General features: G+C 72.7%; 17 protein-coding genes and 1 tRNA gene. 15 read left to right on the forward strand and 3 right to left on the reverse strand.

All coding sequences use genetic code 11. The features are described from left to right. Positions 1–93: 93 nt before the first annotated feature. The 8 genes from galU to ABZ318_RS18105 all read left to right on the forward strand — a co-directional run bounded on the left by galU (position 94) and on the right by ABZ318_RS18105 (position 7464). Positions 94–1005: a UTP--glucose-1-phosphate uridylyltransferase GalU gene (gene galU / locus ABZ318_RS18070; protein ID WP_356903443.1), complete on the forward strand. Its 912-nt coding sequence runs from the start codon at positions 94–96 to the stop codon at positions 1003–1005. A 133-nt stretch (positions 1006–1138) separates the two neighbouring features. Further along, entirely contained in the window at positions 1139–2407 is a 1269-nt protein-coding gene (glp, locus tag ABZ318_RS18075) for a gephyrin-like molybdotransferase Glp (RefSeq protein ID WP_356903468.1), read from the forward strand. A 61-nt stretch (positions 2408–2468) separates the two neighbouring features. Then, on the forward strand, positions 2469–2954 hold the full coding sequence (gene moaC, locus ABZ318_RS18080) for a cyclic pyranopterin monophosphate synthase MoaC (protein ID WP_030690225.1): 486 nt from the start codon (positions 2469–2471) through the stop codon (positions 2952–2954). Between the two features lie 92 nt (positions 2955–3046). Further along, positions 3047–3517, forward strand: a complete 471-nt coding sequence (locus tag ABZ318_RS18085; RefSeq protein WP_356903469.1) for a MogA/MoaB family molybdenum cofactor biosynthesis protein — start codon at positions 3047–3049, stop codon at positions 3515–3517. Positions 3518–3531: 14 nt separating this feature from the next. Further along, positions 3532–4125: a GNAT family protein gene (locus tag ABZ318_RS18090; RefSeq protein WP_356903470.1), complete on the forward strand. Its 594-nt coding sequence runs from the start codon at positions 3532–3534 to the stop codon at positions 4123–4125. A 136-nt stretch (positions 4126–4261) separates the two neighbouring features. Then, on the forward strand, positions 4262–5296 hold the full coding sequence (gene glpR, locus ABZ318_RS18095) for a gephyrin-like molybdotransferase receptor GlpR (RefSeq protein WP_356903444.1): 1035 nt from the start codon (positions 4262–4264) through the stop codon (positions 5294–5296). 95 nt (positions 5297–5391) lie between these two features. Further along, positions 5392–5465: transfer RNA gene (locus tag ABZ318_RS18100), tRNA-Ala, on the forward strand. Positions 5466–5847: 382 nt separating this feature from the next. Then, positions 5848–7464 (forward strand): calcium-binding protein, encoded by a 1617-nt coding sequence (locus ABZ318_RS18105; protein ID WP_356903445.1) that lies wholly within the window; start codon positions 5848–5850, stop codon positions 7462–7464. Positions 7465–7578: 114 nt separating this feature from the next. Here ABZ318_RS18105 and ABZ318_RS18110 read toward each other — a convergent pair whose 3' ends face one another. Next, positions 7579–8058 (reverse strand): GNAT family N-acetyltransferase, encoded by a 480-nt coding sequence (locus ABZ318_RS18110; RefSeq protein WP_356903446.1) that lies wholly within the window; start codon positions 8056–8058, stop codon positions 7579–7581. Positions 8059–8108: 50 nt separating this feature from the next. On the opposite strand from ABZ318_RS18110, the gene ABZ318_RS18115 reads away from it, so the two are divergent. After that, the gene (locus ABZ318_RS18115) at positions 8109–8912 is read left to right on the forward strand and encodes an exodeoxyribonuclease III (protein WP_356903447.1); all 804 of its coding nucleotides are present in this window, start codon (positions 8109–8111) and stop codon (positions 8910–8912) included. Positions 8913–9122: 210 nt separating this feature from the next. Here the strand turns inward: ABZ318_RS18115 and ABZ318_RS18120 are convergent, their stop codons facing one another. Continuing rightward, entirely contained in the window at positions 9123–9752 is a 630-nt protein-coding gene (locus tag ABZ318_RS18120) for a MerR family transcriptional regulator (RefSeq protein WP_356903471.1), read from the reverse strand. Positions 9753–9987: 235 nt separating this feature from the next. Here ABZ318_RS18120 and ABZ318_RS18125 point away from each other — a divergent pair, with 235 nt between their 5' ends. From ABZ318_RS18125 to ABZ318_RS18145, 5 genes are all read left to right on the forward strand, one after another. Next, on the forward strand, positions 9988–11511 hold the full coding sequence (locus ABZ318_RS18125; RefSeq protein ID WP_356903448.1) for an NAD(P)/FAD-dependent oxidoreductase: 1524 nt from the start codon (positions 9988–9990) through the stop codon (positions 11509–11511). After that, a complete protein-coding gene (locus ABZ318_RS18130; protein ID WP_356903449.1) occupies positions 11508–12422 on the forward strand; it encodes an alpha/beta hydrolase in 915 nt (304 codons plus the stop codon). The genes ABZ318_RS18125 and ABZ318_RS18130 overlap by 4 nt, the downstream gene beginning before the upstream one ends. Next, on the forward strand, positions 12419–13309 hold the full coding sequence (locus tag ABZ318_RS18135; protein ID WP_356903450.1) for an SDR family oxidoreductase: 891 nt from the start codon (positions 12419–12421) through the stop codon (positions 13307–13309). Before ABZ318_RS18130 ends, ABZ318_RS18135 begins: the two co-directional genes overlap by 4 nt. 111 nt (positions 13310–13420) lie before the next feature. Further along, positions 13421–13603, forward strand: a complete 183-nt coding sequence (locus ABZ318_RS18140; RefSeq protein WP_356903451.1) for a hypothetical protein — start codon at positions 13421–13423, stop codon at positions 13601–13603. Positions 13604–13734: 131 nt separating this feature from the next. Continuing rightward, the gene (locus tag ABZ318_RS18145; RefSeq protein WP_356903452.1) at positions 13735–14223 is read left to right on the forward strand and encodes a GNAT family N-acetyltransferase; all 489 of its coding nucleotides are present in this window, start codon (positions 13735–13737) and stop codon (positions 14221–14223) included. On the opposite strand, the gene ABZ318_RS18150 is transcribed toward ABZ318_RS18145, so the two are convergent. Next, positions 14220–17546 carry a S41 family peptidase gene (locus ABZ318_RS18150; RefSeq protein ID WP_356903453.1) on the reverse strand — a complete coding sequence of 1109 codons (3327 nt, stop codon included), beginning with the start codon at positions 17544–17546 and terminating at the stop codon, positions 14220–14222. The two genes, ABZ318_RS18145 and ABZ318_RS18150, sit on opposite strands and share 4 nt — an antisense overlap. Before the next feature lie 152 nt (positions 17547–17698). Here ABZ318_RS18150 and ABZ318_RS18155 point away from each other — a divergent pair, with 152 nt between their 5' ends. Then, entirely contained in the window at positions 17699–18271 is a 573-nt protein-coding gene (locus ABZ318_RS18155) for a TetR/AcrR family transcriptional regulator (protein WP_356903454.1), read from the forward strand. The last annotated feature ends 9 nt before the right edge of the window (positions 18272–18280 follow it).

Raw genomic sequence — 18280 nt, forward strand, 5'->3', positions numbered from 1 at the left:
GTGCATGTACGAAATTCTTGTAACTGTCTTTATGTGAAGGAAGTTAACCGAAGTCACATCTTCTTCTTATTACGAACAGCTAAGGTTCCCCGCATGAATCAGTCGCTCCCCAGGCTCGGCCGGATCAGCAAGGCTGTCATCCCCGCCGCCGGTCTCGGCACCCGCTTCCTCCCGGCGACCAAGGCGACGCCGAAGGAGATGCTGCCGGTCGTCGACAAGCCGGCGATCCAGTACGTCGTCGAGGAGGCCGTCGCGGCCGGACTCTCGGACGTTCTGATGATCACCGGCCGGAACAAGCGGCCCCTGGAGGACCACTTCGACCGGAACTACGAGCTGGAGGAAGCTCTGACCCGGAAGGGCGACGGCGAACGCCTCTCCAAGGTCCAGGAGTCCAACGACCTGGCCACCATGCACTACGTCCGCCAGGGCGCCCCGCGCGGCCTCGGCCACGCCGTGCTCTGCGCCGCCCCGCACGTCGGCGACCAGCCCTTCGCGGTGCTCCTCGGCGACGACCTGATCGACCCGCGCGACCCGCTGCTCGCGCGCATGGTGGACGTCCAGGAGCGGGAGGGCGGCAGCGTCATCGCCCTGATGGAGGTCGAGCCCTCGCAGATCCACCTCTACGGCTGCGCGGCGGTCGAGACGACCGCCGACCCGGACGTCGTGAAGGTGACGGACCTGGTCGAGAAGCCGGGCCCGGGCGAGGCGCCCAGCAACTACGCGATCATCGGCCGTTACGTACTGGATCCGGCCGTCTTCGAGACGCTGCGGGAGACCGAGCCGGGCCGCGGCGGCGAGATCCAGCTGACCGACGCGCTGCAGAAACTCGCCTCGGACGAGAAGATCGGCGGCCCGGTGCACGGCGTCGTGTTCAAGGGGCGCCGCTATGACACCGGCGACCGCGGGGACTATCTGCGTGCCATTGTCAGACTCGCGTGCGAACGTGAAGATCTGGGACCGGACTTCCGGGCCTGGCTCCGGAGATACGTCAGCGAGGAGATGTAGCACCTTGAGCAGCAGCGCGGCACCGTCGCCGTCCCACGACGAGCACGACGACCACGGCCACGGCGGCCACGACGGGCACGGGCACGACCACGGGCACGGCCCCGCGGACCCCTGCGCGGGCCCGGCCCGCGGCCTGTGGTCGGTGGACGAGCACCTCGCCGACATCCTCGCGACGGTCGCCCCGCTCGAACCGATCGAGCTGCAACTCCTCGACGCCCAGGGCTGCGTCCTCGTCGAGGACGTGACGGTGCCGGTCGCGCTGCCCCCCTTCGACAACAGCTCCATGGACGGGTACGCGGTCCGGGTCGCCGACGTCACCGGTGCCACCGAGGAGTTCCCCGCCGTCCTCACCGTCATCGGCGACGTCGCCGCGGGCGCCGGCGGCCTGCCGGAGGTCGGCCCCGGCCAGGCCGCCCGGATCATGACCGGCGCCCCGCTGCCGCCCGGCGCCGAGGCCGTCGTCCCCGTCGAGTGGACCGACGGCGGCACGGGCGGCGGCGCGGCCACCGGCATGACCGCCGCGAGCACCGCCCCCGAGGGGGCCGGCGGAGAGGTCAGGGTCCACCGGGCCGCCGAGGCCGGCGCCCACGTCCGCAGGGCGGGCAGCGACGTACGGGCCGGGGAGCTGGCCCTGGAGGCGGGCACGGTCCTCGGGCCGCCGCAGATCGGCCTGCTCGCCGCGATCGGCCGGGGCACCGTGAAGGTCCGCCCCCGCCCCCGGGTCGTCGTCCTCTCCACCGGCAGCGAGCTCGTCCAGCCCGGCGAGCCGCTGGGCGAGGGCCAGATCCACGACTCCAACAGCTTCGCGCTCGCCGCCGCCGCGCGGGACGCCGGAGCCCTGGCCTACCGGGTGGGGGCCGTCGCCGACGACGCGGAGTCGCTGCGCTCCACCATCGAGGACCAGCTCATCCGGGCCGACCTGATCGTCACCACCGGCGGGGTGAGCGTCGGCGCGTACGACGTGGTGAAGGAGGCGCTGACCGCCGACGGGCAGGTCGACTTCCGCAAGCTGGCCATGCAGCCGGGCAAGCCGCAGGGCTTCGGCGCGATCGGCGCCGAGCAGATCCCGCTGCTCGCCCTCCCGGGGAACCCGGTCTCGTCGTACGTCTCCTTCGAGCTGTTCGTGCGCCCCGCGATCCGCGCGCTGATGGGCGTCGAGGACCTGCACCGGCCCCGGGTGCGGGCGGTGCTCGATGCGGAGAAGGCCCTGTCGTCCCCGGCCGGCCGCCGCCAGTTCCTGCGCGGCACGTACGACCGGGAGGCGGGCACCGTCACACCCGTGGGCGGTTCCGGCTCCCACCTGATCGCGGCCCTCGCGCACGCGGACTGCCTGCTCGTGGTCCCGGAGGACACGGAGAGCGTGGAGCCGGGCACCGAGCTGGAAGTGGTCCTCCTCGGCTGAGGGGGCGACGCTGGGGGTACGGTGTGTCGTCCTTCACACAGCGACCGGGAGTGTCACGGCCATGAGCACGCAGCAAGGTCTCACCCACATCGACGAGGCGGGCGCGGCCCGCATGGTCGACGTATCGGCGAAGGACGTCACGTCCCGCACCGCCCGCGCCAGCGGCCGGGTCCTCGTCTCGCCGCGCGTGATCGAGCTGCTGCGCGGCGAGGGCGTCCCGAAGGGCGACGCGCTCGCCACCGCCCGCATCGCCGGGATCATGGGCGCCAAGAAGACCCCGGACCTCATCCCGCTCTGCCACCCGCTGGCCGTCTCGGGCGTCACGCTGGACCTGGCGGTCACGGACGAGGCGGTCGAGATCCTGGCGACGGTGAAGACCACGGACCGCACGGGCGTCGAGATGGAGGCCCTCACGGCGGTCTCGGTGGCGGCCCTGACCGTCGTCGACATGATCAAGGCGGTCGACAAGGGCGCGGTCATCTCCGACGTACGGGTGGAGGAGAAGACGGGCGGCAAGTCGGGCCACTGGACGAGGGCCGAGGCGTGACGCGCGCGGGCCGGGTGGCCGGGACGCACGAGCACGAGCACGAGGCGCCGTCCGGCGGGCCCGAGGAGGTCCCCGCGGCGGCCTACCGCGCGCTGGTCGTCACCGCCTCCAACCGGGCCTCGGCCGGGGTGTACGAGGACAAGGGCGGGCCGCTGATCGCCGAGGGCCTGACCCGGATGCGCTTCGCCGTGGACGGCCCGCAGGTCGTCCCGGACGGGGCGCCCGTGGAGGCGGCCCTGCGCGCGGGGGTGGCCGCCGGGTACGACGTGATCGTCACCACCGGCGGCACGGGCATCTCGCCCACCGACGAGACCCCGGAGGCGACCCGCCGGGTCCTGGAGCGGGAGATCCCGGGCATCCCGGAGGCGATCCGCGCGTACGGCCGCGCGAAGGTCCCGACGGCGGCGCTCTCGCGCGGCCTGGCCGGGGTCGCGGGCGGCACGCTGATCGTGAACCTGCCGGGGTCCCCGGGCGGGGTGCGCGACGGGCTCGCCGTCCTGGAGCCGCTCCTGCGACATGCCGTCGACCAGATCCGCGGCGGCGACCACCCGAGAGCGTCGTGATCCCGTCCTGGCCGGTGGTCCTCGTCGACGGCGAGGTGCTGCTCCGACCGATAAAGATGCGCGACCAGGCGGCCTGGCGCGAGGTGAACCGGCGCAACCGCGAGTGGCTGAGGCCCTGGGAGGCGACGGTTCCGCCGGCGCCTCCGGGCGCTCCGGTCGCTCAGCGGCCCACGTTCCGTCAGATGGTGCGCCATCTGCGGTCGGAGGCGAACGCCGGCCGGATGCTGCCGTTCGTGATCGAGTACCGGGGACGGCTCGTCGGCCAGTTGACGGTGGCCGGGATCACCTGGGGCTCGATGTGCTCGGGGCACGTGGGGTACTGGGTGGACAACGAGGTGGCCGGGCGCGGGGTGATGCCGACGGCGGTCGCGCTCGCCGTCGACCACTGCTTCCGCGTGGTCGGGCTGCACCGCATGGAGGTCTGCATCCGCCCGGAGAACGTGCCGTCGCGCCGGGTGGTGGAGAAGCTGGGTTTCCGCGAGGAGGGTCTGCGGCCCCGCTATCTCCACATCGACGGGGCGTGGCGGGATCATCTGGTGTTCGCGCTGACGGCGGAAGAGGTGCCGGAAGGACTCCTGAGGCGCTGGCACCACGCAAGAATGCAATAAGTGTTCGAATTTAATCACCAGTTGGCGTCAATCGATCTGAACAATCACAAAAAACTTCAGTGATATCAGCCAGATCGTGCGACACACCGGGCCAATTGGCCGATGCGTGTTGCGGAACCCCTCTACCGTGTGAGGCGTGAGCAGCAGCGGCCTCATCTACGCAGTCATCGTCGGGGCCTGGGCCGCCTACTTGGTGCCGATGTGGCTCCGCAGGCAGGACGAGCTGAACGAAGCCCGTCCGACGGAACGCTTCAGCACCGCCATCCGGCTGCTTTCCGGACGGGCGGGCATGGAGCGCCGGTACGCCAAGGAGCTCAGGGAACGGGACCGTACGGCGGAGGGACCGACGCCCGACGTGGACCCGGACGCGGAGACCGAGCATCTGAGCTCGGTCGACGTCCGGGCCTTCTCCGCGCCCGCGGCCAGGACGGAAGCGCGCCTGGAGCTCCCGGAACCCGAACCGGAACCGGCGCCCGGCCCCGCACCGGCCCGGCCCGCCCCGGGCGCTGCCGAGCGCGCCCGCCGGGGCAAGGTCCTCGCCCGGCGCCGCCGGACCACCACGCTCCTCTTCGCCGCCTTCACCCTCGGCGCGGTCGTCGCGGCCGTCGGCGGCGTCGCCTTCCTGTGGGCCCCGGCGGTCCCGGCGCTGCTCCTCAGCGCGTACATCGTGCACCTGCGGATCCAGGAGCGACGGCGCTTCGTGTACGTGATGGACCGGCGCCGCGCCGAAGCGGCCGCCGCCCGTCTGCGCGAGAGCCGCCGCCCGGTCCCGACCCCGGAGCCGGAGGCCGACCCGGCCCCGGTGGCCCCGGCGGTCTCCCCGCAGGAGGCGGACCGGCGCGCCCTGGTCGAACAGACCGACCACGCGGAGTGGGTGGACCAGCAGCGCGAGCGCGGGCCGGCCCGCGGCGACAGCTGGGACCCGGTCCCGGTGCCGCTCCCCACGTACGTCACCGCCCCGGTCGCCCCGCGTGCCACGAGCGGCGTCGACATCACGGACCCGGAGACCTGGAGCGCGGCCCGCTCCTCCACGGCGGCCGACCCGACCCCCGCCCCGCCCCCGGCACCCCGCCAGCGCACCGCCCAGCCCCGCCGAGGCCGCGACCACGGCCGCACCCCGCTCTTCGACCAGTACGCCGACGACGACCGCCCCCGGGCGGCCAACGAATGACCCCGGCCGGGGGCCCGCGACGGCCCCCGGCTGACCTGGGACGGAAGCGATTTTTGTTCTTCCCGATCGGGATGCTAATGTTTCACACGTCGCAAGGGCCTGTGGCGCAGTCTGGTAGCGCACCTCGTTCGCATCGAGGGGGTCTGGGGTTCAAATCCCCACAGGTCCACAGACACCGAGATCCCGTCCGATCGCAAGATCGGGCGGGATCTCTGCTTTCCCGGCATCACTTGGCCGAATCCATGAAGCGTTGTCAGGGAGACGTGGAACAGCTGTGGATGCGGGCCCGGGGCGACGTGCCGTCCTCCCGGGTCTGCCCCCTCAGGTGTACGAGGCGTCCCCCGGAATCGTGCCGTCGCAGCCATGACCGTCGAACGCGGTGCGGGCGAACGAGGGCACAAGCGTGAAAGGCAGCGTGAATGGCCATCTCCACGTCCCTCCCTGATCCACCGTCCGTATCGAAGCGAAGCGCCGGACGTGCTCCGGGCCGGCCATGGTCGAGGAGCGGCCGGGCGGCGGCGACGGCGGCCCTGAGCGCGGCGCTCGTCCTGGTGTCTCCCGGGTTCGCGCTGGCGGCGCCGGGCGACCTGGACACCGGCTTCGGCGCCGGAGGCAAGGCGACGACCAACTTCGGAGGCTTCGAGCAGGCGAACGCGGTGGCGGTGCAGCCCGACGGCAAGATCATCGCCGCCGGCTTCACCGACACGGGCGGCGTCTCGGGCGGCGTCCACGACTTCGCGCTGGCGCGCTACAACGCCGACGGCAGCCCTGATGCCGGTTTCGACACCGACGGCAGACTGACCACCGACTTCTCCGGCTTCGACCAGGCTGCCGCGGTGGTGGTACAGGCCGACGGCAAGATCATCGCCGCCGGTCACGCGAACAGCGGCGACTTCGCGCTGGCCCGCTACAACGCGAACGGCAGCCTGGACACCGGTTTCGGCACCGGAGGCAAGGTGACCACCGACTTCGGCGGCACCGACCAGGCTCGCGGGATGGCACTGCAGGCGGACGGCAAGATCGTCGTCGCCGGTGCCAGCAACGCGGGAGGCACGTACGACTTCGCGCTGGCCCGCTACAACGCGAACGGCAGCCTGGACACCGGCTTCGACACCGACGGCAAGGTGACCACCGGCTTCGGGGGGCTCGACCAGGCCTTCGCGGTGGCGGTGCAGCCCGACGGCAGGATCGTCGCCACCGGCAAGGCCGACCCGGGCGGAAACGACGACTTCGCGCTGGCCCGTTACAACGCCGACGGCAGCCCGGACACCGGTTTCGGCACCGGAGGCAGGGTGACCACCGACTTCTTCGGCGGCCTCGACCAGGCTCGCGGGATGGCGCTGCAGGCCGACGGCAAGATCGTCGCCGCGGGCCTCGCCAACGCGGGCGGCGTCTTCGACTTCGCACTGGCGCGCTACAACGCCGACGGCACCCCGGACGCCGGATTCGACGCCGACGGCAGGGCGACCACCGACTTCTCCGGCGGCAACGACACCGCCGCCTCGGTGGCGGTACAGGCCGACGGCAAGATCATCGTCGTCGGCCAGAGCACCCCGGGCGACTTCGCACTCGCCCGCTACAACCCCGACGGCACCCCGGACACCGGCTTCGACGCCGACGGCAGGGTGACCACCGACTTCTTCGGCGCCAACGACGGAGCCAACGCGGTGGCCCTGCAGGCGGACGGCAAGATCGTCGCCGCCGGTCACGCCTCGAGCACCACCACCGACTTCGCGGTGGCCCGCTACCAGAACGGCGGCGCCACCCCGCCCCAGCAACCCTCCCTGACCATCGGCAAGTCCCACACCGGAACCTTCACCCGCGGTCAGCGGGGCGAGTACACCATCACCGTCGGCAACAACGGGACCGCCCCGACGAACGGCACCCCGGTCACCGTTCAGGACACCCTGCCGACAGGCCTCAGCGCCGGCAGGCTCGTCGGCCCCGGCTGGAGCTGCACCCGCTCCACCCTCACCTGCACCCGCAGCGACGTCCTCGCCCCCGGGAGCAGCTACCCGCCCATCACCCTCAGGGTCCGTGTCGCCCGCAACGCTCCCGACACGGTCACCAACAGCGCCACCGTCACCGGAGGAGGCGACACCGCCCCCCACACCGCCACCGACCCCACCACCGTCGTCCCGCGCCGCCCCTCGCTTCGCGAGCAGTAGGTGCCCGACGCGTCCACGGGAGTCCCGTCCGATCGCGAGATCGGGCGGGATTTCTGCTGTCCCGGGGTACGGAGGGGCTGATCCGCGCTTGGTGAGCGCGGGGCGGCGGCGGTCTCAGCCCAGGGGCTTCGCGAAGCAGCGGCTGGTGGGGTAGTGGCGGTAGTGGCCGAACTTGGCGCAGGGCTCGTAGCCGCTGGAGGTGTAGAGGGCGATGGCCTCCGGCTGGGCGATGCCCGTCTCCAGGACCATGCGGACGCGGCCGGCGGCGCGGGCGTCGGCTTCGAGGACCGCGAGGATGCGGCGGGCCAGGCCCAGGCCGCGGGCCTCGGGGATCACGTACATGCGCTTGAGCTCGGCGTCGCCGTCCGCGTAACCCTGGTCGTTCTCGTCCTGGGTGCGCCAGCCGCCGGTGGCGACCGGACGGCCCTCGGGGTCGTACGCGAGGAGGTAGAGGCCGTGGGGCGGGACGAACATGGCGGCGTCCAGCGGTGTGACGTCGCCCTCGTCGTCGTAGCGGGCGGCGTACTCGGCCTGCACCGCGTCGTCGAGCGTGACGGCGTCGGGGTGGTCATAGGGCGTGGGCCGGATGTTCATACCGTGGATCGTACGGGTGTGCGATCCACGGGTGTCGGTATTCTCCCGGGATGCTCACCGTGACCTCCGCGAATGTCAATGGTCTCCGCGCCGCCGCCAAGAAGGGCTTCGTCGAGTGGCTGGCCGGTACCTCCGCCGACGCCGTCTGCCTCCAGGAGGTGCGCGCCGAGGAGGCGCAGCTGCCCGAGGAGGTGCGAAGCCCCGAGGGCTGGTTCACCGTCCACGCCCCCGCCGCCGCCAAGGGCCGCGCCGGCGTCTCCCTCTACACGCGCCGCGAGCCCGATGCCGTGCGCATCGGCTTCGGGTCCGCCGAGTTCGACTCCAGCGGTCGGTACGTCGAGGCCGACCTGCCCGGCGTGACCGTCGCCAGCCTCTACCTGCCCTCCGGCGAGGTCGGCACCGAGCGCCAGGACGAGAAGTACCGGTTCATGGGCGAGTTCCTGCCGTACCTGAAGGAGCTCAGGACCCGCGCCGCCGCCGACGGGCGCGAGGTCGTCGTCTGCGGCGACTGGAACATCGCCCACCGCGAGGCCGACCTCAAGAACTGGAAGGCCAACAAGAAGAACGCCGGGTTCCTCCCCGAGGAGCGCGAGTGGCTCGGACGCGTTCTCGACGAGGGGGACGGGGGGTACGTCGACGTCGTGCGCGCCCTCCACCCCGAGCAGGAGGGGCCCTACTCCTGGTGGTCCTACCGCGGGCGCGCCTTCGACAACGACACCGGCTGGCGCATCGACTACCAGATCGCCACCCCCGGACTCGCCGCCAAGGCCGTCAAGGCGTACGTCGAGCGGGCTGCCACTCATGGCGAGCGGTGGAGCGACCACGCGCCCGTGACCGCCGTCTACGAGCTGTAGATCCTTTCCGCCCGGGACGAGCTGCTGCGGGTCTTCGCGCTCGTCCTCCTCGTCGCCTCCGCCTCCGCCGCAGCCGGTCAGCGCGAAGGCGGTGGCCGCCGCGGCGGCCGGCAGCACCCGGTCGGTCCTCGTCGGTTCTCCCGTTCCTCGGTGGGTGCGGCGACCGTGGGACGGAGGTGATGAAGAACTCCTGAAGAACCTGTCAGGCGGTCATGAGCCCGGTTTCCCGGGGTTCAGCCGCCGGTCGAGCGCCATCGACAGCTCGGCCTCCACCACGCTCTTGGCGAGCGGGCGCAGCCTGCCCAGGTCGTCCTCGGCCGTGTGGGCGCGCAGGAGTTCGGTGAAGAGCGCGGCGAGGGCGTCGGCGTGCTCGCGGACGCGGGCGCCCGCCTTGAGGACCTCGGCGAGCGGGACGCCCTCCCGGACCAGGGCGGCGGAGACGTCGAGCAGCCGGCGGCTGATGTGGATGATCTCCTCGCCGTCGGTGACGAGGTAGCCGAGGTCGAGCGCGGCGGCGAGGTTCTCGGCGGTGACCTCGCCGGCGAAGTGGTCGGCGAGCTCCTCGGGGGTGAGGCGGACCGGCTCCTCCTCGGAGGGGGCGGGGAGGGCGAGGACCTCGCGGACGTTCCGGCCGCTCTCGAAGGCGGTGGTGAGGTCGGCGATGCCGTTGAGGGTGTGGCCGCGCTCCAGGAGGGCGGCGATGGTGCGCAGCCGGGCCAGGTGGTTGTCGTCGTACCAGGCGATCCGGCCCTCGCGGCGGGGCGGCGGGATCAGGCCGCGCTCGCGGTAGAAGCGCAGGGTCCGCACGGTGATGCCGGCGGCGGCGGCGAGTTCGTCCATGCGGTACTCGCGGGGCGCGGGTGCGTCGTCGAGCGCGCCGCCGCTCGTCGCCTCGCGCGGGTCGTCCTGTGCGCCCGTCTCGGGACGTGATCCTTCTGCCACAGCCGCAAGCCTATGTTGTACCGCCGGTAACTTTCCCTCGCCGTACCCCTACCGCTCGGTATGGAGCTGCTCTACAGTCCCGACTGTGCCAGTGATTGCTGGCGGAATCTTGGCCGGGCGCACGGGAGGCGGCATGGCGAAGCACGAGCACGTACGGGTGGCGGTGATCGGGTCGGGATTCGGCGGCATCGGGGCCGCCGTCCGGCTGCGCCGCGAGGGGATCACCGACTTCGTCGTCCTGGAGCGGGCCGACTCCGTGGGCGGCGCCTGGCGCGACAACAGCTACCCCGGCTGCGCCTGCGACGTCCCCTCCCACCTCTACTCCTTCTCCTTCGCGCCCAACCCGGACTGGCCCCGCACCTTCTCCGGGCAGCGCCACATCCGCGCCTACCTCGAACACGTCACGGACACCTTCGGGATCCGGCCGCACCTGCGCCTGAACCACGAGATGCTGAAGGCGCGGTGGGACGCGGAGGCGCTGCGCTGGGAGATCGAGACCAGCGGCGGCACCTTCAGCGCCGAGGTCCTCGTCTCCGCCGCCGGGCCGCTCTCCGACCCGAAGATCCCCGACATCCCGGGCCTCGCCGACTTCCCCGGCAAGGTCTTCCACTCGGCCCGCTGGGACCACGACTACGACCTCCGCGGCAAGCGCGTCGCCATGGTCGGCACCGGCGCCTCCGCCATCCAGATCGTGCCCGAGATCCAGCGCGAGGTCGGCAGGCTCACCCTCTTCCAGCGCACGCCCCCGTGGGTCATGCCCCGCATGGACCGCGCGATCAGCGGCTTCGAGCGCCGGCTGCACCGGGCGCTCCCCGCCACGGCGACCCTGCGCCGGGGCCTCCTCTGGGGCATCCGCGAGCTCCAGGTCGGCGCCTTCACCAAGCACCCGGGCGAGCTGGGCCTGGTCGAGAGGCTCGCCAAGGCCAACATCGCGCGCTCCATCAAGGACCCGGAGCTGCGGGCCAGGCTGACGCCCTCGTACCGCATCGGCTGCAAGCGGATCCTGCTCTCCAACACGTACTACCCGGCGCTCGCCCAGCCCAACGTCGACGTCGTCGCCTCCGGCCTCCGCGAGGTCCGCGGCTCCACCGTGGTCGCCGCCGACGGCACCGAGACCGAGGTCGACGCGATCGTCTTCGGCACGGGCTTCCACGTCACCGACATCCCGATCGCCGAGCGCGTCGTCGGGGCCGAGGGGCACACCCTGGCCGAGTCCTGGAAGGACGGGGTCCAGGTGCTGCGCGGGGCCACCGCCGGCGGCTTCCCCAACCTGATGATGATCATCGGACCGAACACCGGCCTCGGGAACTCCTCCATGATCCTCATGATCGAGTCCCAGCTGAACTACATGGCCGACTACCTCCGCCAGTTGAACGTCCTGGGCGGACGCGCCGCCCTCGCCGTCCGCCCCTCCGCCGTGAACGCCTGGAACCGCAAGGTCCAGTCCCGGATGGAGCGGACCGTGTGGAAGGCCGGCGGCTGCGACAGCTGGTACCTCGACGCCAACGGCCGCAACACCACCCTGTGGCCGGGCACCACGGCCGAGTTCCGGCGCGAGACCCGGCAGGTCGACCTCTCCGAGTACGAGGTGATCCGCGCCCCCCGGACCGCGCCCGCGGCCCGCCGTCCCCCGAAGAAGAAGGAGGCCGCCCAGTGAGCCGGCACCTGAACTCGCTGCCCGAGTCCCGCGCGCTCACCGCCGTCTCCGCCGACGGCACCTTGATCCACGCCGAGGCGTACGGCCCCGAGGGCGCGCCCGCCGTCGTCCTGTCCCACGGCTGGACCTGCTCGATCGCCTTCTGGGCCGAGCAGATACGGTCCCTCGCCGCCGACCACCGGGTCATCGCCTACGACCAGCGCGGCCACGGCCGGTCGCCCGCCCCCGCGTCAGGGGGCTACTCGACCACCGCGCTCGCCGACGACCTGGAGGCGGTGCTCGCGGCCACCCTCGGCCCCGGCGAGCGGGCCGTCCTGGCCGGCCACTCCATGGGCGGCATGACGATCATGGCGGCCGCCGGGCGGCCCGGCTTCCGGCAGCACGCCGCCGCCGTCCTGCTCTGCTCCACGGGACCCTCGCGGCTGACCGCCGAGGCCACCGTCGTACCGCTCCGGCCCGGCGGGCTGCGGAGCCGGCTGACGGCGGCCGTCCTCGGCGCGAAGGCGCCGCTCGGCCCGGTCAACGCCGTGTCGAAGAGGATCCTGAAGTACGCGACGATGGGACCGGGTTCGGCGCCGGAGCGCGTCGAGGCCTGTGCGCGGATCGTGCACGCCTGCCCGCGCGGCGCCCGGTACGGCTGGTCGCAGGTCCTGGCCGGGCTCGACCTGGAGGCGGGACTGCGGGAGCTCCGGGTGCCGGCGGCCGTGCTCGTCGGCACCGCCGACCGGCTCACGCCGGCCGTCCACTCCCGCGCGATGGCGCAGGCGCTGCCGCACTGCACGGGGCTCGTCGAGCTGGCCGGCATGGGCCACATGACACCGGTGGAGGCCCCGGAGGCCGTCACCGCGCAGATCCGCGAACTGACCCTCACATACCTGGGCGTCAAGGAGAACGAGGAGGCAGGAGCATGAGCAGGACGAGCCTGGAAGGACAGGTCGCGGTCGTCACCGGCGGGGCCCGGGGGGTCGGGGAGCTCCTCGCCCGCAAGCTCTCGGCGCGCGGTGCGAAGATCGCGCTCGTCGGTCTGGAGCCGGAGCAGCTCAAGGAGGTCGCCGGGCGGCTGCACACGGAGGCCGACTGGTGGCACGCCGACGTCACCGACCACGAGGCGATGGCCCGGGTCGCGGCGGAGGTGAAGGAGCGGTTCGGGAAGGTCGACATCGTCGTCGCCAACGCCGGTGTGGCGGCGGGCGGTCCGTTCGTCGACTCCGACCCGGTCGCCTGGCGGCGGGTCATCGAGGTCAACCTCATCGGCGGCGCCGTCACCGGCCGGGCCTTCCTGCCCGTCCTCATGGAGTCGCGCGGGTACTTCCTCCAGATCGCCTCGCTCGCCGCGATCACGCCGGCCCCGATGATGACGGCGTACTGCGCCTCGAAGTCGGGCGTCGAGGCCTTCGCGCACAGCCTGCGGGCCGAGGTCGCGTACAAGGGCGTGAAGGTCGGCGTCGGCTATCTGTCCTGGACCGACACGGACATGGTGCGGGGCGCGGACCAGGACGACGTGATGAAGGAGCTGCGGCAGCGGCTGCCGTGGCCCTCGAACCGCACGTACCCCCTGGGCCCGGCCGTCGACCGGATCGTGGCGGGCATCGAGCGGCGCTCGGCCCATGTGTACGCCCAGTGGTGGCTGCGCGGGATGCAGTCGGTCCGCGGCTATCTGCCGGGCCTGATCGCCTCGGTGGGGCAGCGCGAGATGCGGCGCTTCGAGCCGCGCCTGGGCTCGGTCTCCAAGGGCCTGGTGGGCGCGGGCGGGGCGGCCGACGAGCAGGCGCGGGCGGAGGGTTCCGCCGCGCGGTAGCCCTCCGTAACTGATCGAAATGCGTGGAATGTTCGCTCGTGTAAGGCTGGTCGAGGCCGGAGGGGCACCCCGCCCCCGGCCTCCCTCACACCCTTCTAGGAGTGAATCCGCATGGGCATCAAGGACGAGATGCAGAACAAGGCGCAGCAGGCGAAGCAGAAGATGCAGGGGGCGAAGGACGAAGCGTCCCAGCGCGCCCAGCAGGGCCGGGACCGCCTGCGGGAGCAGCGGGAGAAGTCGGGCCGGTCTCCGCAGGAGGACCAGGACCGCCTGGACCAGGACTACGACGCCTGACGTCCGTCCTTGAAGGAGGCGCACCCGGGATGCCGGGTGCGCCTTCGCGCGTGCCCGGGAGGCGTGTCCGTATTCGGATCTTGTCGCGTAACTCCCGCGCGTACGCCGCCGGATCTTCGTACGGTGGCGGCATGGCCGTACTCGAGAGACTTCGACCCGATCACGCCCCCGCCCTGCTCGCCTTCGAGCGGGAGAACCGGGGGTTCTTCGCCGCGTCCGTGCCCGACCGGGGGGACGCGTACTTCACCGACTTCGCGGAGCGGCACCGGGCGCTGCTCGACGAGCAGGAGACCGGGACGATCCACTTCCACGTGCTGGTGGGGGAGGAGGGGGAGATCCTCGGGCGGTTCAACCTGATCGACGTCGCCGACGGGGGTGCCGAGCTGGGCTACCGGGTGGCCGAGCGGGCGACCGGGCGCGGGGTGGCGACGGCCGGGGTGCGGGAGCTGTGCCGGCTGGCCCGGGAGGAGTACGGGCTGAGCCGGCTGACCGCCGTCACGACCCTCGACAACGCGGGGTCGAGGGCCGTGCTCGGGCGGGTCGGCTTCGGGGCGGTGGGGAGCGTGACGCTCGACGGGCGAGTCGGCACCGCGTACGAACTGGACCTGGCGACCGTCTAGGACGGCCTCGGCGGCAGTTTCGGGCGGGAGCGGTCCGGGAGGGACTCGTAGCCCGGGGGGCTCGCCGCCGGGGTCTCGTCCAGGAGGGCGAGGGCGACGTGGACCGCGTCGTCGAGCTGGGCGTGTCGGCCCTCGGCCCAGTCGAGGGGGGTGCGGAGGACCGCGAGGTCGGGTTCGACGCCGTGGTTCTCCAGGGACCAGCCGTACTCGGGGAACCAGGCCGCGTTCATCGGCACCGTGATCTGGGTGCCGTCGCCGAGCCGGTGGCGGCCGGTCATGCCGACGACCCCGCCCCAGGTGCGCTGTCCGACGACGGGGCCGAGGCCGAGGAGCTTGAAGGCGGCGGTGATCATGTCGCCGTCGGATGAGGTGGCCTCGTCGGCGAGGGCGACGACGGGGCCGCGCGGGGCGTTGGAGGCGTAACTGACGGGCTGGGCGTTCCGCGTGAGGTCCCAGCCCAGGATCCGGCGGGTCAGTTTCTCGATGACGAGTTCGCTGATGTTGCCGCCGGCGTTGCCGCGGACGTCGACGATGAGGGCGGGCCGGGAGACCTCCATGCGCAGGTCGCGGTTGAACTGGGCCCAGCCGGAGCCGCCCATGTCGGGGATGTGGAGGTAGCCGCAGCGGCCGCCGCTGACCTCGCGGACGACCGCACGGCGCTTGGCGACCCAGTCCTGGTAGCGCAGGGGGCGCTCGTCGATGAGCGGGACGACGGCGACGCGGCGGGCGCGGCCTTCGCCCTCGGCGGGGGTGAAGGTGAGCTCGACGGTGGTGCCGCCGGTGCCGGAGAGCAGCGGGTAGGGGCCGGTGACCGGGTCGACGGGCCGGCCGTCGACGTGGGTGAGGACGGCGCCCTCGCGGATGCCGGTGCCGGCGAGCGGGGAGCGGGCCTTGGAGTCGGAGGACTCGCCGGGCAGGATGCGCTTGACCGTCCAACCGGCTTCCCGGGGGACGAGGTTGGCGCCGAGGAGGCCCATGGGGCGCTGGTAGTGCGGTGGCCCCTCGTTGCGGCGGGCGGGGGTGACGTACGCGTGCGAGGTGCCGAGTTCGCCCATCACCTCGCGGAGCAGGTCGGCGAACTCGTCGGGGGAGGCGACCCGTTCGACGAGGGGCCGGTACTGGTCGAGGACGGCCGTCCAGTCGACGCCGCCCATGTCGGGCTCCCAGAAGTAGGCGCGGACGATCCGGCCGGCCTCGTCGAAGGCCTGCCGCCATTCGGCGCCGGGGTCGATCTCGTGCAGGATGCGCCGCAGGTCCAGGTAGACGGTGGAGTCGCCGTCGCCGGGCTCGGTGGCGGGCACGGCCCGCAGTTCGCCCTCGTCGGCGACGACGAGCCGGGTGCCGTCGCCGCTGACCGCGAACCAGTCGAGGTCCTTGGCGAGTTCGCTCTTGCGGGCCTTGGTGATGGAGAAGTGCTCCAGGGTGGGCTTGCCCGAGGTGTCGGCGGGGTTGGCGAAGGTCTCGCCGAGCGCGCCCGAGATGGGCCAGCGCAGCCAGACCAGGCCGCCGCCGCTGACCGGGTGCAGTGCCGAGTACTTGGAGGCGGCGACCGGGAAGGGCGTGACCCGGTCGGGGAGGCCCTCGATCTCCACGGTGACCGTGCCGTCGCCGGTCTCGGTGTCGTCGTCGGCGGGGTCGAGGCCGCCGGCCGCCGGGCGCCCGTCGGGGAGGAGCGCGAAGGGGGAGGGCGTGGCGGAGGAGAGCGGGACGAGGTAGGGGCGGCAGCCGAGCGGGAAGGACAGGTCGCCGGTGTGCACGTCGTACACCGGGTCGAAGCCGCGCCAGGAGAGGAAGGCGAGGTAGCGGCCGTCGCGGGTGAAGACCGGGTTCTCGTCCTCGAAGCGCCCGTTGGTGACGTCGACGACGGTGCGGGGGCCGGGGCCGGAGATCCGGGCCATCTTGATGGAGCGCAGGGACCGGCCGATGCCCGGGTGGGACCAGGTCAGCCAGTCGCCGTCGGGGGAGAAGGCGAGGTCGCGGACGGGCCCGTTGACGGACCTGATCAGCTCCGTCACCTCGCCGTCGGAGCCCTCCGCCCCCGCGTCGGCGGCCGCCTCCTCGGACACGGTCAGGAGGAGGAGCCGGCCGTCGTGGGAGGCGATGGCGAGCCGCTCGCCGTCGGGGTCGGAGACGAGTTCCTCGACCCGGCCGAGGTCGCCCGAGGCGAGCCTGCGGGGCGGCCGGTCGCCGCTGGCGCGCGGGAGGTAGGCGACCTCGACGGCGTCCTCGCCCTCGGCGTCGGTGACGTAGGCGACCTGGCCGCCGCTGCCGAGCATCTCGGGGAGCCGGACGCGGACGCCGGGGGTGTCGATGATGGTGCGGGCGGGGCCGTCGCGGTGGGTGAGCCAGTAGAGGCTGCCGCGCACGGAGACGGCGGAGGCCCGGCCGGTCTCGTCGACGGAGACGGCGTCGACGTGGTGGGCGGCCGGCACCTGGTAGGAGCGGCGGCCGACGCGCTGGCCGCCGAGGCGCACCTCCAGCTTGCGGGGGCGGGAGTCGGCGGTGAGGGCGTCGACGATCCACAGCTCGCCCGCGCACTGGTAGACGACCCGGTGCCCGTCGCTGGAGGCGTGGCGGGCGTAGAAGTCGTCGTGGTCGGTGTGGCGGCGCAGGTCGGTGCCGTCGGGCAGGCAGGAGTAGAGGTTGCCGATGCCCTCGTGGTCGGAGAGGAAGGCGATCCGGCCGTCGACGACCATGGGGGCGTCGAGGTGGCCGCCGAGGTCGGGCAGCAGCCGTTCCCCGTGGAGCCAGAGGCGGCCGGTGGCGCCGCCCAGGTACCGCTTCCAGGCGGCCGGTTCGTGCGGCGGCTTGCCGGTGAGGAGGAGGGTGCGGCGCTCGGCGCCGGTGCCGCAGACGGCGGGGTCGCCGGTGAGGACGATGTCCGAGACGGGGCCCCAGGGCTGGCGGAGGCCGGGGGAGCCGTCGGTGGGGACGGTGTAGGCCCAGGAGTAGTACGAGAAGGGCTGCCCGTGCGAGGAGACGGCGAGGATGTCGGAGCGGCCGTCCTTGTCGGGGGGCGTCCAGCCGCAGACCCGGGTGTCGGTGGAGCCCCAGTAGGTGAGCCGCCGGGCGGTGCCGCCCTCTATGGGGACGAGGTGGATCTCGGGATCGAGGCTGCGCCAGTTCGTGTACGCGATGTGCCGCCCGTCCGGCGAGAAGCGCGGGTGGCCGACCCGCGTCCGGTCGACGGTGAGGCGCCAGGCCCGGCCGGGGCGGTGGCCCTCGGGGACGAGCGGGGCGATCCACAGGTCGTCCTCGGCGGCGAAGCACAGCAGGTCGTCGTGGAGGTGCGGGAAACGGAGATACGCGACGTCGTCACTCACCTCCCCATGCTTTCCGCGCTGAGGGGGTGAGGCAACTCGTACGCGGGTTCGCCCCGGTGTGGCCCAGGACACGTACGAAACGGTTTCGTTTCGCTGGGGGCAGGGGTACCTTCGTACTGTACGAAACCGTTTCGTTCGGTCCGGAGGTCCGCATGGCCCGCAGCAGGCTCACCCCAGAGCGTGAGTCCGAGCTGTACGGAGCCGTGCTCGACCTCCTCCGCGAGGTCGGCTACGACGCCCTCACCATGGACGCCGTCGCCGCCCGCACCCACTCCAGCAAGGCCACCCTCTACCGCCAGTGGGGGAGCAAGCCCGAGCTGGTCGCCCGGGCGCTGCGCGCCAACAAGCCGGCTGATCTCTCCGAGATCGACACCGGCTCCCTGCGCGGCGACTTCCACGCGCTCATGGCGAGGACCGACGACTGCCAGATAGAGAAGGACTCCGCGCTGATGCGGGGCCTGGCCCATGCCGTCCACACCAACCCCGACCTGCACCGGGCGCTGCGCGAGCTGCTCATCGAACCCGAGATGAACGGCCTCGACGAAGTGCTGCGCAGGGCGGTCCGCAGGGGTGAGGTCGACGCCGGCAACCCGGCGCTGAAGCTCGTCCCGCACATGCTGATCGGCGCGTTCGTCGCCCGGCCGCTGATCGACGATCAGCCGGTCGACCGCGCGTTCCTCAGCGCCTACGTCGACGCCGTCGTGCTCCCCTCACTCGGCGTCTGAACCCGCTCC

This window comes from Streptomyces sp. NPDC006197 (genome assembly GCF_040613865.1).
In the GTDB taxonomy this organism is placed as follows: domain Bacteria; phylum Actinomycetota; class Actinomycetes; order Streptomycetales; family Streptomycetaceae; genus Streptomyces.